Genomic DNA, 15,164 nt, shown 5'->3' with positions numbered 1-15,164 from the left:
ATGATGCTGATTGATTGCCCGAACTGCGGGCCACGCAATGAGAACGAATTCAAATACGGGGGAGAAGCCCACGTGGCCTACCCGGCGGACCCGAGCGCCCTGAGCGACAAGGAATGGTCCCGCTACCTGTTCTACCGGCAGAACAAGAAGGGCATCTTCGCCGAACGCTGGGTCCACGCCGGCGGCTGCCGCAAGTGGTTCAACGCCCTGCGCGACACCGTCACCTACGAGTTCAAGGCCATCTACCAGGCCAGCGAACCACGCCCAGAACTGACCACCACCGACATCCGCAGCGCCGAAGGAGGCACCCGATGAGCAAGCCGCAACGCCTGCCTGCAGCGCAGAGCACCCGCGCCCGCATCAACCGCGAGGAACCACTGGCCCTGTCCATTGGCGGCGCGCAGCTCTCCGCTTTCCGCGGCGACACCGTGGCCAGCGCCATGCTGGCCAACGGGCTGCGCAAGGCCGGCAACTCGCTGTACCTGGACCGCCCGCGCGGCATCTTCGCCGCCGGGGTCGAGGAACCCAACGCGCTGGTCACCGTCGGCGCCCGGCATGAGCAGGACATCGACGAGTCGATGCTGCCGGCCACCACCGTTGCGGTCACCGACGGGCTGGACGCCACCTTGCTTTCGGGCCTGGGCGTGCTGGACCCGGCCACCGATCCGGCCTACTACGACCACGTGCACGTGCACACCGACGTGCTGGTGGTCGGCGCCGGTCCGGCCGGCCTGGCCGCGGCCCGCGAAGCCTCGCGCTCAGGGGCCCGGGCGATGCTGCTCGACGAGCGCGCCGAGGCCGGGGGCACCTTGCTGGACACCGCCGGGGAGCAGATCGACGGCCTGGACAGCAGCCAGTGGATCGAGCAGGTCACCGGCGAACTGGCCGAAGCAGAAGAAACCACCCACCTGCAGCGCACCACCGTCTTCGGGTCCTACGACGCGAACTACCTGATCGCCGCGCAGCGCCGCACCGTGCACCTGGACGGCCCGTCGCAGCCCGGGGTGTCCCGCGAGCGCATCTGGCATATCCGTGCCCAGCAGGTGGTGCTGGCCACCGGCGCCCACGAACGCCCGATCGTCTTCGAGAACAACGACCGCCCGGGCATCATGCTCGCCGGCGCGGTGCGCAGCTACCTGAACCGCTACGGCGTGCGCGCCGGGTCGCGGATCGCGGTGGCCACCACCAACGACTCGGCCTACGAGCTGGTCGCCGAACTGGCGGCCAGCGGCGGGGTGGTTGCCGTGATCGACGCCCGGCAGAACATTTCGGCCGCCGCCGCGGCCGCCGTGGCCGAGGGAGTCACCGTGATCCCGGGTTCGGTGGTGGTGGATACCGAGGCGGATGCCGCGGGCGAGCTGTCGGCCATCGTGGTGGCCGAACTGGACGAACACCGCGAACTGGGGTCCACGCAGCGCTTCGAAGCCGATGTGCTGGCCGTGGCCGGCGGCTTCAACCCGGTGGTGCACCTGCACTCCCAGCGCCAGGGCAAGCTGGACTGGGATACCACCATCCACGCCTTCGTCCCGGCCGCCGCGGTGGCCAACCAGCACCTGGCCGGCGCGGTGACCGGGCGCCTGGATACCGCCAGCGCCCTGTCCACCGGGGCCGCCACCGGCGCCGCGGCCGCCACCGCGGCAGGATTCGCCACCGTGGCCCGCACCCCGCAGGCGTTGGAAACCGCGCTGGGCCAGACCCGTCCGGTCTGGCTGGTGCCATCGGCCAAGGGCGATGACGCCGCGAACTACACGGCCCACTTCGTGGATCTGCAGCGCGACCAGTCCGTGGCCGACGTGCTGCGCGCCACCGGCGCGGGCATGAAGTCGGTGGAGCACATCAAGCGGTACACCTCGATCTCCACCGCCAACGACCAGGGCAAGACCTCCGGTGTGGCGGCGATCGGCGTGATCGCCGCGGTGCTGGGCATCGAGAACCCGGCGCAGATCGGCACCACCACCTTCCGCGCCCCCTACACCCCGGTGGCCTTCGCGGCCCTGGCCGGGCGCAACCGCGGGCAGCAGCTGGATGCGGCGCGCATCACCGCGATGCACTCCTGGCACCTGGCCCACGGCGCGGCCTTCGAGGACGTCGGGCAGTGGAAGCGCCCCTGGTACTACCCGCAGCCGGGGGAAACCATGGACCAGGCGGTCTACCGCGAGTCCGCCGCGGTGCGCGCTTCGGTGGGCATGCTCGATGCGAGCACGCTGGGCAAGATCGAGATCCGCGGGGCGGATGCGGCCGAGTTCTTGAACCGCATCTACACCAACGGCTACACCAAGCTGAAGGTCGGCATGGGCCGCTACGGCGTGATGTGCAAGGCCGACGGCATGATCTTCGACGACGGGGTAGCCCTGCGCCTGGCGCAGGACCGCTTCTTGCTGCACACCACCACCGGCGGCGCGGGAGACGTGCTGGACTGGCTGGAGGAGTGGCTGCAGACCGAATGGCCCGAGCTGGATGTCGTGTGCACCTCGGTCACCGAGCAGCTGGCCACCGTCGCGGTGGTTGGGCCGAAGTCGCGCGAGGTGATCGCCAAGGTCGCCTCCACCGTGGACGTGTCCAACGAGGGCTTCAAGTTCATGGCCTTCAAGGACGTGGTGCTGGATTCCGGGATCGAAGCGCGCATCTCGCGCATTTCCTTCTCCGGGGAGCTGGCCTTCGAGATCGCGGTGCCGGCTTGGCACGGGCTGCGCGTCTGGGAAGACGTGTACGCCGCCGGCCAGGAATACGGCATCACCCCGTACGGCACCGAAACCATGCACGTGCTGCGCGCCGAGAAGGGCTTCATCATCGTCGGGCAGGACACCGACGGCACGGTGACCCCGCAGGATGCCGGCATGGAATGGGTGGTCTCCAAGGTCAAGGACTTCATCGGCAACCGCTCCTACTCCCGGGCGGACAACCTCCGGGAGGACCGCAAGCACCTGGTCTCGGTGCTGCCGGTGGACAAGTCCCTGCGGCTGCCCGAGGGTGCCGCGCTGGTGGCCGCCGACGCGATGGCCACCGAGGGCATCACCCCGATGGAAGGCTGGGTCACCAGCTTCTACGACTCGCCGGCGCTGGGACGCACCTTCGGCCTGGCGCTGATCAAGAACGGGCGCAGCCGCATTGGCGAAGTGCTCAAGACCCCGGTGGGCGGCCAGCTGGTCGACGTCGAAGTCTGTGAAACCGTGCTCTACGACCCGGAAGGAAGCCGTCGCGATGGCTAGCAACACCATGATTGACAGCGAAGTACGCCGTTCCCCGGCCCAGCACCTGGCCCAGGAAATGGAAGCGGCCAGCATCGCCGGCCGCGTGGGCCTGCGCGAAATCGCCTTCGCCACCCAGATCTCGCTGCGCTGCGCGCCGGGCAGTCCGGCGCATGCGGCGGGGGCCGCGGCCACCGGAGTGGGCTTGCCCGCCGCGGTGGGCCAGGTGGCCGGCGAGGCGCCGGGTACCGCGGTGCTGTGGCTGGCGCCGGATGAGTTCCTGGCCACCAGTGCGGAGAACGCCGAGCTGGCCGGGGCGCTGACCGCGGCCCTGGGCGAGCAGCCCGGGCAGGTGGTGGACCTCTCGGCCAACCGCAGCGTGCTGGAACTTTCCGGCCCGGATGCGCCGCTGGTGCTGCGCAAGAGCTGCCCGGCGGACCTGCACCCGCGCGCCTTCGGCGTGAACCAGGCGATCAGCACCTCGCTGGCGAATATTCCGGTGCTGCTGTGGCGCACCGGCGAGCAGAGCTGGCGGATCATGCCGCGTGCCTCGTTCACCGAGCACGCCGTGCGCTGGCTGCTCGATGCCATGGCAGAGTTCGCCGCGCCAGCGGTGCCATAGCCCGGCCTTGCGCGGTGCGCGCAGCGCACGGTGATCCTGCGCTAGCTGCCCTCGTCGATGGCCCGGTAGCGCTGCTGGGCATCAACCGATTCGACCGCGTCGAGATCCCGCAGCGCTGCGGCCACCTGCTCGCTGCCCTCGCCAATAATCTGGCCCAGGGCAGCGAGCACCTGCTTAACCTGCAGTCCGCGGGCTTGCAGCTGGTCAACGATGGATTCGGGGGCCACGGTGGCCACCACGGTGACCACGTAGATGTGCACCTGGACGTCGCACATCCTAGTGGCCTTCCGCCCCGGCCGGGGCTTGGGCCAGCCCGGCACCGGCATCCTCAGCAGGCAGCGCGGCATCGCGGGAGGTGGACAGGAGCTTGTCCCACAGCTCTTGGGCACGCAGCCCGGTGGATTCGGCCAGCAGCGCCGCCACGCCGGCCACATGCGGGGTGGCCATGGAGGTGCCGCTGATCGTGTTGTAGCGTTTTTCTCCCGGCCAAGCAGAATAGATGTCCACGCCGGGGCCGGCGATATCCACTGCGCCGCCCTGGGCATCCAGCGCCTGTGCCGAGAAGTCGGCGACGGCCAGGTGCGGATCCACGGCGGCCACCGCCATGATGTAGGGGCTGTTGGCCGGGGCGCCGACGAACCCCGGGTTCCCGGCGGAGCGCTGCGCGTTGTTGCCGGCGGCGGCCACGATCAGCGAACCCAGCTCCAGGGCGCGCCGGCCCGCGGTGACATAGGGCGGGTGCACGGTTCTCACGTCGGCACCCAGGGACATCGAGATGACCTCGCACTTGTTTTCCAATGCCCAGTTGATTCCGGCCAGGATCGTGGAGTCGGAACCCGATCCGTTGCTGCCCAGCACCTTTCCGGCGAAGATATTGGCCTCGGAGGCGACCCCGTAGCCCGGTCCCTGCTGCGGGTCGCGCGGACCGCAGGCGGTGCCGATGCAGTGGGTGCCATGCCCATGGCCGTCGTTGGCGTCCTCGCCATCGACAAAGGACTTGGCATCCACGGTGCGGCCGGCGAAATCCGGGTGCGCGCTGTCGAAGCCGGTATCCAGCACAGCCACGTTGATTCCCTTGCCCGTGTAGCTGGACAGCTCTGCGCCCACCGCTTGCAGGCCCCAGGTGAATTCCGCGGTGTCCGCGAACGGGGACTGGCCCGGGGCCTTGGCGGCATCGGGCAGAATCCGGTAGACCAGTTCCGGCACCACCGAGGCCGGCAGCCGATGCCCGGCGCAGCGCTGGCGGAAGTCCTCCAGCTGCTCGGTGCCGCTGGAGACCACCGCGATGCCCAGCATCGGGAAGTATTCGCTGGTGGAGTAGCCCTGTTCGGCCAGCAGCTGGGGCAGTTCGGTGTCGCGTTGGACTTGGGCCAGGCCAGGGGCGCCGGCAGCTGGCTGGTCGAAGACGAGCACGTAGCGGCCCGGGACTTCAGCGGCTTCGGTGCTTTGGTGGCGGGAAGTATGCATGGCTGGCTCCTTAGCTGGTTTTCCGGCATACGCCGGTGCGTGCTTGGCGAGTTACTTCGCACCCTACCCGCTGCGCCAGACGTTTAGCCCGGGGCGGTGAGGACTTTGCGCAAACTCCCATTCCCGGCTTCGCAAGCTTTTTATCGCAGATCAGCTTGCTTCTGGGCGCACAAGCTACAAGGGTGTAAAGCAGAAGGACAACAATGCAAGGAAGGTTGGAGACGATGACCCAGAAAATCGACGACTCGGACTCCGCGGAGTCCAACAGCGAGCTGCCAAGGCCGCTGGACGCGGAGCCGGAGGCATCCCCGCATACTGCGCCGATTCCGGTGCATATGCATATTGCAGAAAATGACACCGACGCGCAGATCACCGCGAAGCTGCGCCGGCAGGGCGTGCGCCTGGGCAAGGGCGGGATCGCTCCGGCGGTCTTCTGGCCGGCGCTGGTCGTGATCCTCGCGGTGGCCGTGTTCGCCATCGTGCTGCCGGATACCGCAAGCACTACGTTCAACGCGATGCAGAACTGGATCGTGACGAACCTGGGCTGGTACTACATGCTGATCATCGGCGGCTTCGTGGCTTTGGTGATCGTCATCGGCTTCTCCAAGCTGGGCCGGATCACCCTGGGCAATGACGGGGAGAAGCCAGAATTCGGGCTGTTCAGCTGGTTCGCGATGCTCTTCGCCGCCGGCATGGGCATCGGCCTGGTCTTCTACGGAGTGGGCGAACCGCTGATGTACGCCACCGTCGACCCGAAGCCCGGATGGGAAGGCACCGAAGGGGAACTGGCGGGCTTGGCCATGGCCCAGACCTTCATCCACTGGGGCTTGCATCCGTGGGCCATCTACGCAGTCATCGGCTTGGCCCTGGCCTATGCGATCCACCGCCGTGGCCGCCCGGTCTCCATCCGATGGGCGCTGGAACCGGTGCTCGGGGAGCGGGTCAAGGGCTGGCTGGGCGATGTGATCGACGTGCTGGCCATCTTCGGCACGGTCTTCGGCATCGCGACCTCGCTGGGCCTGGGCGTGCAGCAGATCAGCTCGGGACTGCAATCCATCGGGCTGGTGGATTCGGTGGACAACACGCTGCTGGTCATCCTCATCGTCGTGATCACTTTCCTGGCCACCATGAGCGTGGTCAGCGGCCTGGGCGCAGGCATCAAGTGGCTCTCGAACATCAACCTGTCCATGGCCGGGCTGCTGATGATCAGCGTGCTGCTGCTGGGCCCGACGCTGTTCCTCTTCCAGAACTTCGTGCAGTCCCTGGGCGTGTACCTGGCCAATTGGATGAACATGACCTTCGACGTCGGCGCCTTCCAGCAGGGCGAGGAAGCGCAGGCCTGGTTCTCCAGCTGGACGGTCTTCTACTGGGGCTGGTGGATCGCATGGGCCCCGTTCGTGGGCATCTTCATCGCCCGCATTTCGCGCGGCCGCACCGTGCGCCAGTTCGTTTTGGGCGTGCTGCTGGTGCCGACCATCGTCGGTTTCCTCTGGTTCTCCGTGATGGGCGGCGCGGGGCTGTACCGCCAGTTCTTCGGAGCGGGGGACATGGTCCAGGACGGGGCGGTTTCCGCCGAGGGCTCGCTGTTCCAGATCCTGCAGGACCTGCCATTGGGATCGATCCTCTCGGTGATGGCAATCATCCTGGTGGCGATCTTCTTCATCACCTCCTCGGACTCCGGGTCGCTGGTGGTGGACATGCTGGCTTCCGGCGGGCACCCGAACCCGCCGACCTGGTCCCGCGTGCTGTGGGCGGTGCTCGAGGGCTTGCTCGCCGCGGCGCTGCTGATGGCTGGCGGATTGCAGGCGCTGCAGGCCGGTTCGCTGGCCACGGCGCTGCCCTTCAGCATCATCATGATCATGATGGCGGTGGCGACCATCAAGGGGCTGCGCCACGAGAGCAAGACGCTGGAGATCATCGAGGCCAAGCTCCGCCTCGAGCGGGTCACCGAGCACGTCTCCGACGAGCTGTGGGCCACGCTCGAAGACCAGCCGGAGCTGCGCCGCTACGTCGATGACCGCATCGACTACCGGGTGACGCGCACCCGCGGTGCCTTTGGCCGCCGCGAGGAGAACGCAGACCGCGGGCGCCGGAAGAAGGACGGCGAGCGGTAGCACCCGCCAGGGCAGGCGGATGCCTGACAGCCGGCGAGCTGGCCGCAGGCAGCGGCCCGCTCGCCGGTTTCTTCTTTTCCCGGCAGTGAACTGGCCAGAGGTTGCCAAGCTGGCCATGGGGTGTGAGGATCAAAGTACATCGTCGTTGAGCAGTGGGGTGCAGCATGGAATCGATCGTTGTCCTTGGTGGCGGCCTGGCCGCCGCGAGCGTTGTCGGCGAACTGCGCGAGCTCGGCTACACCGGGGCGCTGAGCTTGGTCAGCGAGGAAACGCAGCTGCCCTATGAGCGCCCGCCGCTGTCCAAGGGGTTCTTGCAGGGCAAGGAGGAACCGGCGGACTTCACCGTCCATGACGCGTCCTGGTACGCAAGCCATGATGTCGCATTGCGCCTGGGCGTCGCCGCCACCAGCATCGAAACCGCCAAGCGGCAGGTGCTGCTGGCCGATGGCAGCGCACTGGACTACGACCAGCTGGTGCTGGCCACCGGTTCGCGGGCCAGCCTGGGCGGCCGAACCCCGATACCCGGTTACGACCTGCCCGCAGTGCACGTGCTGCGCACCTTGGACGATGCGAAGTCCCTGCGTGCGGAACTGGTCGAGGGCGCCCAGGTGGCGGTGGTGGGTTCGGGCTGGATCGGCATGGAAGTGGCGGCCGCCGCCCGCCAGCGCGGGGCAAGGGTGACTGTCTACTCGCCCTCCGAGGTCCCTTTGGCCAAGGTGTTCGGCGAACGGCTTGGAAATCACCTCTTGAAGCTGCACCAGTCCCATGGCGTGGACGTGCGCACTGCACGGGTGCACGGCATCGAAGAAGCCGACGGGCACCTGCAGGTGCTTTCCGATGCGGGCTCCTCGCGTGCCGATCTGGTGCTGCTGGCCATGGGCGCGCAGCCGAATGTGCAGCTGGCCGAGGCTGCCGGGCTGGAAGTGGACTCCGGCGTTGTGGTGGATGCCTCGCTGCGCAGCAGCGACGCGCGGATACTTGCCGTGGGGGACATTGCCCAGGCCTTCAACACCGCATTGCACAGGCAGCTGCGCGTCGAGCACTGGGATAACGCGATTCGCCAAGGCAAGCTGGCCGCGGCCACACTGGCCGGGGAGGAAAGGTCCTATGACTGGCTTCCCTACTTCTTCACCGACCAATTCGATCTCGGGATGGAATATGTCGGCCATGGTTCGCCCGAGGATACAACGGTGGTGCGCGGGGATATGGAATCCGGGGAGTTCTTCATGTTCTGGCAGGACGGGTCGGAAATCACCGCTGCGGCGAACGTGAACATCTGGGATGTCAATGGCACCCTGCGCGGTCTGGTGGGCCGGGAGATCGACGCTGACCGGCTCAGCGATCCTGCCATAGCGCTCAAGGATTTGTGAACCGCAGTTCCTTCGACCGGAACTGCCAACAAGGGAAGCAGGTAGAGCTGATGAGCACTATGGTCATGGGCGTGGAATCGGGCATGTCCCCGGCGGTATTTGCTGCGGCCGGTTCGCTGGCACGCGGGCTGAATGCACGATTGGTGTGCATCCACGTTGATTCCGGGCGCCTGATTACCGACAAGCTGTCCGAGGGCGACCTGCTGGCTTCGGCCAGCCCGGTCTCCGAGGAACTCGCCTGGGAAATCACCTCGGTGATTACCGGTGTCGAGCTCGAGAGCTATACCGTGGCCGGCGACCCTGCCAAGGTGCTGGCCGCGGTAGCCGAGCAGCTCGATGCGCAGATGATCGTCGTCGGCACCCGCCGTCCGGGGATCCGCAGCAAGATGGCCCAGCTGATGGACGGGTCGATCGCCGTGGCGCTGGCCCACAAGCAGCATCGTCCGGTGCTGGTGATCCCGCAGCAGCCTGCACAAGAGAACGAACTGCCCTGGGACTAGCTGGCTGGCTTCATCTCGAAGTACAAGTCCAGATGCAATTTTCAGCCGGGATTGAACAGGGCCTGGCAGTTCGGGCAGGAACTGGCATCGAGGTACTTCGCCGGGCTCAGCTGCGTGCTGCAGACCCCGCAGAGCACGGCGGGTTCATCGAACCGGTCCGCCGGCCACGGCGTTGCCTCGTGATCGGCCAGTTCGCCATGGCATAGGTGGCAGGGGTAGAAGGTGGCGCAGCAGTCGTGCTTCAGCGCGATCACATCGAACAAGGAGCGGTAGTGGGCGCAACGGGTTTGCGCATCCATGCGCACGCCTCGCAACGCCACCTCGTGCACGGGGTTTTCCCAAGCCGTCATCCTCGACCTTTCATGCAGCCGCCGCTGCGTGTGCAAAAATGCACGCTGAATGTGCAGAATCCGCCTCCCAGTATGCCTCGTTTCGCCTATCTTTCGCGATGTGATCTAGGCCATACTCGCTGATGAGGCCGGTTCCAAAGGGGGTACTGGCGTGGGCGGAAGGAACGCACAGTGGCAAGCGAAACGTCATCGAAGGCCGAGCGCAAGGGATTGCGCCGGGTCGTAGCAGCCTCCATGGCTGGCACCGTCGTCGAATGGTATGAATTCTTCCTCTACGCGACCGCGGCAACCCTGGTCTTCAACAAGATCTTCTTTCCGGATACCGGCAACGATCTGGATAACATCATCAAGGCCTTCCTGACCTACGCGGTCGGTTTCATTGCCCGCCCCATCGGCGGCATCGTCTTCGGCCACTTCGGCGACAAGTACGGGCGCAAGCACCTGCTGCAGGTGGCGATCGTGCTGGTCGGCGCAACCACCTTCCTGATGGGCTGCCTGCCCACCTTCGACTCCATCGGCTATGCCGCACCGATCCTGCTGATCGTGCTGCGCTTCGCCCAGGGCTTCGCCGTGGGCGGGGAATGGGGAGGCGCGGTGCTGCTGGTGGCCGAGCACGCGCCGAACAAGGAACGCGGCTTCTGGTCCTCCTGGCCGCAGGCCGCAGTGCCGGTGGGCAACCTGCTGGCCACCGTGGTGCTGCTGGTGCTCTCGGCAACGCTGAGCGAAGCGGCCTTCCTGGCGTGGGGCTGGCGCATCGGCTTCTGGCTCTCGGTGGTGATTGTGGTCGTCGGCTACTACATCCGCACCCGCGTTTCCGATGCCCCGATCTTCAAGGAAGCCAAGGCTGAGCTGGAGCAGAACGCGGCAGCCGGCTACGGCGTGGGCGAAGTCTTCAAGCGCTACCCGCGCGGGGTGTTCACCGCCATGGGCCTGCGCTTCGGGGAGAACATCATGTACTACATGGTGGTGACCTTCTCCATCACCTACATGGCCACCCAGCTGGACATGGACACCTCCACGATCCTTGGCCTGATGCTCATTGCCCACGTGATCCACGCGATCCTGGTGCCGATCGTCGGCCGTTTCACCGACACCCTCGGCCGCCGCCCGGTCTACGCCACCGGCGTGGTGCTCATGGCCGTCTGGGGCGTGGCGGCCTTCCCGCTGTTCAATACCGCCAACGATGCGGTCATCCTGGCCACCATCGTGCTGGGCTTGGGTGTGCACGCGCTGATGTACGCCGGGCAGCCGGCCATCATGGCCGAGATGTTCCCGACCCGCATGCGCTACTCGGGCGTTTCGCTGGGCTACCAGGTCACCTCGATCGTGGCCGGGTCCATGGCCCCGATCATCGCCACCTTCCTGCTCAAAGTCTACGGATCCTGGGTTCCGGTGGCCGGCTACATCGTGTTCGCCGCCCTGGTCACCCTGGTGGCGGTGTTCTTCATGAAGGAAACCAAGGGGCTGGACCTCGGCGAGATCGACGAGGCGGACCGGCTGGCAGTGAACGGCGAAAATGCCGCCCGCGATGAACTGAAGATGCAGAAGTAAGCCGCAAGATCCAGCACGACGCCGAAGGCCAGCTCCACGGACGGGGCTGGCCTTGGGCGTGTTCAGTGGCCTGCGGGCGGGCCATCGGCTTGCGCCGCCGTTGCCGATCTGCGAGTCTGGCAGCCAAGAAGGGCGGGGTTCGGTGGAAATCACCGTCCCCAGCATGATGCGATTGCGAGGTGCACGGGCAGATGGGAATCGAGTACCTGTTGGCGTTCCTGTTCGGTATTGGCTTCGTTGCCGCTTGCGCTTCATACGGGCGGCGCCGGAGCAGCAAGAAGAATAATGAAAAGTAGCCAAGGTTGCCCTCGGGGCTCTGGATGAAGCGGTGCAGGCTGCATATCTTCGGTGCCAGCGGCAGTGGCACCACGACCCTCGCGCGCGCCGTGGCCGATGCCTGGTCCGTGCCGCATGCCGATAGCGACGACTACTTCTGGGTTCCCACCGATCCTCCATACCGCGAGCAGCGTGCGCCGGCTGCCCGAACCATGCTCATGAACCAGGTCTTCGTTCCGCGCAAAGCCTGGGTACTGTCCGGATCAGTGCAGGGATGGGGAGAAGAAGTCCTGTCGCAATGCGATGCCTTCGTTTTCCTGACGCTGGATCCCCAAGTGCGCCTGCGCCGTCTTGCAGAACGCGAGAAGCAGCGCCTGAGCGGGCAATCCCTGGAACTCGGAGCCCTGGAACAATTCATGGCGTGGGCAGCTGGCTACGATGACCCGGACTTCAGCGGACGCAGCCGCGCCCGCCATGAGGCCTGGCTGGAGAACGAAGTCCGTCCGGTGCTCCGGCTGGACAGCGCCCGATCAGTGGCGCAGCTGCTGCAAGCCATCGTGGACTGGGAATCCGCCGGGCCACGGTGAACGGCGCCTAGCCGGAGGACAAGTTGTACGCCGGGAATGGCGGGATGAACCAGTCGCCGGCGGTGGCTGCATCATTGAGCGCGCGCACCGTTTCCTGGACCGCGCGGCTGCGCAAGGCTTCTTCGCGTCCCACCAGCCAGTACTCGGACTGGTAGGTGAACTGGTCATGGAGCACCGGAACCATATTCGGGTAGTGCTCCGAGAGGAAAGTGGGGAGCAAGCCGATGCCTGCATGGTTCATGGTGGCCGCATATTGCACCGCGATGCTGGTGGAGGAAATCGCGCGGTGCATTGGCGGCAAGGCGCCGGTGGCCTCGTCGAGCTTGTCCACCGTCAGCGCGGTGTCGATGTAGTAGTTCAGGCTATGCCCGGCCAGGTCGGCAACCTGTGCCGGGGTGCCGTGGGCTTCCAGGTATTCGGCCGTGGCGTAGAGCCGCAGCTCGTAATCCAGGAGTTTTGTGGAGGCCGCCTTGCGGACGCTGGGTTCGCCAATGACAATCTCCAAATCCATGCCGGTCCGCGTCTGCCGTGCACGGGTGGTTTCCGAAACGATCTCGAAGACCAGTTGCGGATGCTTTAGCTGGAGCTTTGCCAGGGCCGGAGCCGCCAGGTGGGCGCTGAAGGCGTCGGGAGCGGCGACGCGCACATGGCCGGCCAATGCACCGGTCTCCTTCTGGGAGCCGATGGCTTCCACGGCCTGCTCGATGGCTTCCGCGCTGGACATGGCCCGGCGCCCCAGGTCCGTCAGTTCCCAGCCGTTGGGAGAGCGCGTGAGCAGGTGGCCGCCCATGGCTTTTTGCAGTGCGTCGATGCGACGGGAAATCGTCGAGTGGTTCACCCCGAGAACATTCGCGGCGGCGGTGTAGCGGCCCAGGCGCGCAACGGTCAGCAGGGCAATGAGGGATTCGAGATGGCGGTAATCGATCTGACGGTCCATGGTCCACAGTCTGCCATGCCTCGTGTGCGCTAGCGCACACTAGGCCTGCGCAATTGGCGTGCCCCAGTGCATTGAGTCTGGCACGCCGCGCACCCTACGCTGGCCTGACAAGGACAATACTCAAGGACGAGGGGTGTGCAGATGAGCACGTACGCATGGATTGGCCTGGGCAACATGGGCGGACCGATGACCGCGAATCTGGTGGCCGCAGGGCACACCGTGCGCGGCTACGACCTGGACGAGCAGGCCTGCGCCGCCGCGGCCGACGGCGGAGTCCAGATAGCCGGATCGATCGCCGAAGCCATGGACCAGGCCGACGCCGTGTTCACCATGCTGCCCAAGGGAGCGCACGTGCGCGCGGTCTATGAGGGCGGCGCCGGCATCTGGGCCAACGCCAGCAAGGACATGCTGCTGCTGGATTCCTCCACGGTGGACATCGAAACTTCCCGCTACATCCACGCGGGCTCCGCGCAGCGCGGCCTGCACTTCGTCGATGCGCCGGTTTCCGGCGGCATCTCCGGGGCCGCGGCCGGAACCCTGGCCTTCATGCTCGGCGGGGCACCGGAACTGATGGAGCAGGCCACCGGATTCATCGCCCCGATGAGCGGGAAGACCATCGTCGCCGGGGGCCCCTCCATGGGCATTGCCGCCAAGATCTGCAACAACATGATGCTGTTCATCGACCTGATGGCCAGCGCCGAAGGCTCCCAGCTGGCCGAGGCCCTGGGCCTGGACCCGGAAGTCTTCTGGCAGATCGCCTCGGTCTCCTCGGGACGCTCCTGGGCGCAGCAGACCTGGTATCCGGTGCCGGGCATCATCGATACCGCCGCGGCGAACAACAACTTCGAGGCCACCTTCCGCACCGACTTGGCCCGCAAGGACATCGGGCTGGCCCTGGACGCGGGCGCAAGCACCGGGGTGCAGCTGCCGGCAGCCAGCTTGGCCCGCGAGCACTTCGACGAACTGATCGAGCAGGGGCTGGGGGACAAGGACTGCTCGCTGATCGTGAAGAACTTGTTGCCAGATGGTGCCGTGCGCGGGTGGAACCCGGAGTCGGCCGAGGCCAACCAGCCAACCGCGGGCTGAGCATGCGCCGGATCCATGCCGCGGTGCTTGAGCGCCGGGAGAACCAGCGGCCCTATGCCAAGCACCGGCCGCTGGCGATGCGCCAGCTGCAGCTCGAAGAGCCCGGGCCCGGCGAAGTGCTGGTGCGCATCACCGCGGCCGGACTGTGCCATTCGGACTTGTCGGTGATCGACGGGAACCGGCCGCGTCCGCTGCCGATGGTGCTGGGCCATGAGTCAGCAGGCATCGTCGAGCAGGTGGGTGATGGGGTGGATCTGGACATCGGCCAGCAGGTGATCTCGGTCTTCCTGCCGCGCTGCGAGAAATGCGAAGCCTGCGCCAAGGGCGGCAAGCTGCCGTGCAGCGCCGGCACCGCGTCCAATGGCGCCGGGACCCTGCTGACCGGCGCTCGCCGGTTGGCCCTCGACGGCCAGCCGGTCCATCACCACCTCGGTGTCTCGGCCTTTGCCGACTACGCGGTAATGGATGCGCGCAGCCTCATCCCGGTGGGCGCGGATGTTCCTGCTGAAGTGGCCGCGGTGCTGGGCTGCGCGGTGCTCACCGGCGGCGGTGCACTGCGCAATGCCGCCGGGGCAACCGGCGCCCAGGATGTTGCCATCGTCGGCCTGGGCGGGGTAGGCATGGCCGCCTTGCTGGTGGCCGCGGGGCAAAGGAGCACCGGCAGGATCCTGGCCGTTGACGCCAATGAGGACAAGCTGGCCACCGCGCTGGCATTGGGCGCCGATGAAGCCTTCACGCCGCAGGCCCTGGGGCAGCGCACCGCCGAAATCGTGATCGAGGCCGCGGGGCATCCGCGTGCCTTCGAAACCGCCTTGCAGGCCACCGGCGTGGGCGGAACCCTGGTGACCGTGGGGCTTCCGGCTCCGGGCGCGATGAGCAGCATCGAGCCCCTGGGCCTGACCGCAGGAGCACGCACGATCATCGGCAGCTACATGGGTTCTGCCCTGCCGAAGAAGGATATTCCCTACTACGAGCAGCTCTGGCGCTCCGGCAAGCTCCCTGTGGAGAAACTCGTGGAAACCAGGCCGCTGGCCGAGGTCAACGACGCCCTGGATGCACTAGCCGAGGGACGGTCGGTGCGCCAAGTTCTGCTGCCCTGAAATCAGGGCAGAAGGC

14 protein-coding genes are annotated in these 15,164 nt (G+C 66.8%); 10 read left to right on the top strand and 4 right to left on the bottom strand.

Features of this window, described 5'->3' with window-relative positions:
* Genes ACNPN0_RS06365 through ACNPN0_RS06355 form a run of 3 tightly spaced genes read left to right on the top strand, consistent with a single transcriptional unit; the run spans position 1 to position 3,810 of the window.
* Positions 1 to 315: a sarcosine oxidase subunit delta gene (locus ACNPN0_RS06365; RefSeq protein ID WP_448937224.1), complete on the top strand. Its 315-nt coding sequence runs from the start codon at positions 1 to 3 to the stop codon at positions 313 to 315.
* Positions 312 to 3,209, top strand: a complete 2,898-nt coding sequence (locus ACNPN0_RS06360) for a sarcosine oxidase subunit alpha family protein (protein WP_448937225.1) — start codon at positions 312 to 314, stop codon at positions 3,207 to 3,209. The genes ACNPN0_RS06365 and ACNPN0_RS06360 overlap by 4 nt, the downstream gene beginning before the upstream one ends.
* Positions 3,202 to 3,810, top strand: coding sequence for a sarcosine oxidase subunit gamma (locus tag ACNPN0_RS06355; protein ID WP_448938859.1), 609 nt, complete (start codon positions 3,202 to 3,204; stop codon positions 3,808 to 3,810). Before ACNPN0_RS06360 ends, ACNPN0_RS06355 begins: the two co-directional genes overlap by 8 nt.
* A gap of 41 nt (positions 3,811 to 3,851) precedes the next feature.
* Here the strand turns inward: ACNPN0_RS06355 and ACNPN0_RS06350 are convergent, their stop codons facing one another.
* Both ACNPN0_RS06350 and ACNPN0_RS06345 read right to left on the bottom strand, forming a co-directional pair.
* Complete coding sequence (locus ACNPN0_RS06350) at positions 3,852 to 4,085, bottom strand: hypothetical protein (RefSeq protein ID WP_426733596.1); 234 nt, start codon at positions 4,083 to 4,085, stop codon at positions 3,852 to 3,854.
* Position 4,086: 1 nt separating this feature from the next.
* Positions 4,087 to 5,277 carry a S8 family serine peptidase gene (locus ACNPN0_RS06345; RefSeq protein ID WP_448938858.1) on the bottom strand — a complete coding sequence of 397 codons (1,191 nt, stop codon included), beginning with the start codon at positions 5,275 to 5,277 and terminating at the stop codon, positions 4,087 to 4,089.
* A gap of 224 nt (positions 5,278 to 5,501) precedes the next feature.
* On the opposite strand from ACNPN0_RS06345, the gene ACNPN0_RS06340 reads away from it, so the two are divergent.
* From ACNPN0_RS06340 to ACNPN0_RS06330, 3 genes are all read left to right on the top strand, one after another.
* A complete protein-coding gene (locus ACNPN0_RS06340) occupies positions 5,502 to 7,391 on the top strand; it encodes a BCCT family transporter (protein ID WP_448937227.1) in 1,890 nt (629 codons plus the stop codon).
* A 164-nt stretch (positions 7,392 to 7,555) separates the two neighbouring features.
* A complete protein-coding gene (locus tag ACNPN0_RS06335) occupies positions 7,556 to 8,761 on the top strand; it encodes an NAD(P)/FAD-dependent oxidoreductase (protein ID WP_448937228.1) in 1,206 nt (401 codons plus the stop codon).
* A gap of 50 nt (positions 8,762 to 8,811) precedes the next feature.
* Entirely contained in the window at positions 8,812 to 9,261 is a 450-nt protein-coding gene (locus ACNPN0_RS06330; protein WP_105658893.1) for a universal stress protein, read from the top strand.
* Positions 9,262 to 9,302: 41 nt separating this feature from the next.
* Here the strand turns inward: ACNPN0_RS06330 and ACNPN0_RS06325 are convergent, their stop codons facing one another.
* Entirely contained in the window at positions 9,303 to 9,611 is a 309-nt protein-coding gene (locus tag ACNPN0_RS06325; protein ID WP_448937229.1) for a CHY zinc finger protein, read from the bottom strand.
* A 171-nt stretch (positions 9,612 to 9,782) separates the two neighbouring features.
* Here ACNPN0_RS06325 and ACNPN0_RS06320 point away from each other — a divergent pair, with 171 nt between their 5' ends.
* Positions 9,783 to 11,162, top strand: a complete 1,380-nt coding sequence (locus tag ACNPN0_RS06320) for an MFS transporter (RefSeq protein ID WP_133834904.1) — start codon at positions 9,783 to 9,785, stop codon at positions 11,160 to 11,162.
* A 320-nt stretch (positions 11,163 to 11,482) separates the two neighbouring features.
* Entirely contained in the window at positions 11,483 to 12,025 is a 543-nt protein-coding gene (locus ACNPN0_RS06315) for a hypothetical protein (RefSeq protein ID WP_133834903.1), read from the top strand.
* Between the two features lie 7 nt (positions 12,026 to 12,032).
* Here ACNPN0_RS06315 and ACNPN0_RS06310 read toward each other — a convergent pair whose 3' ends face one another.
* A complete protein-coding gene (locus ACNPN0_RS06310) occupies positions 12,033 to 12,962 on the bottom strand; it encodes a LysR family transcriptional regulator (protein WP_133834902.1) in 930 nt (309 codons plus the stop codon).
* 141 nt (positions 12,963 to 13,103) lie between these two features.
* Between ACNPN0_RS06310 and mmsB the strand changes: the two genes are divergently transcribed.
* Both mmsB and ACNPN0_RS06300 read left to right on the top strand, forming a co-directional pair.
* On the top strand, positions 13,104 to 14,048 hold the full coding sequence (gene mmsB / locus ACNPN0_RS06305) for a 3-hydroxyisobutyrate dehydrogenase (RefSeq protein WP_133834901.1): 945 nt from the start codon (positions 13,104 to 13,106) through the stop codon (positions 14,046 to 14,048).
* A gap of 2 nt (positions 14,049 to 14,050) precedes the next feature.
* Positions 14,051 to 15,148 (top strand): alcohol dehydrogenase catalytic domain-containing protein, encoded by a 1,098-nt coding sequence (locus ACNPN0_RS06300; protein WP_133834921.1) that lies wholly within the window; start codon positions 14,051 to 14,053, stop codon positions 15,146 to 15,148.
* Positions 15,149 to 15,164 lie beyond the last annotated feature (16 nt).

It is taken from the genome of Glutamicibacter sp. AGC84 (assembly GCF_053543575.1).
The sequence above is the reverse complement of the archived record's forward strand: the minus strand, read 5'-3'. Positions and strand labels throughout refer to the sequence as shown.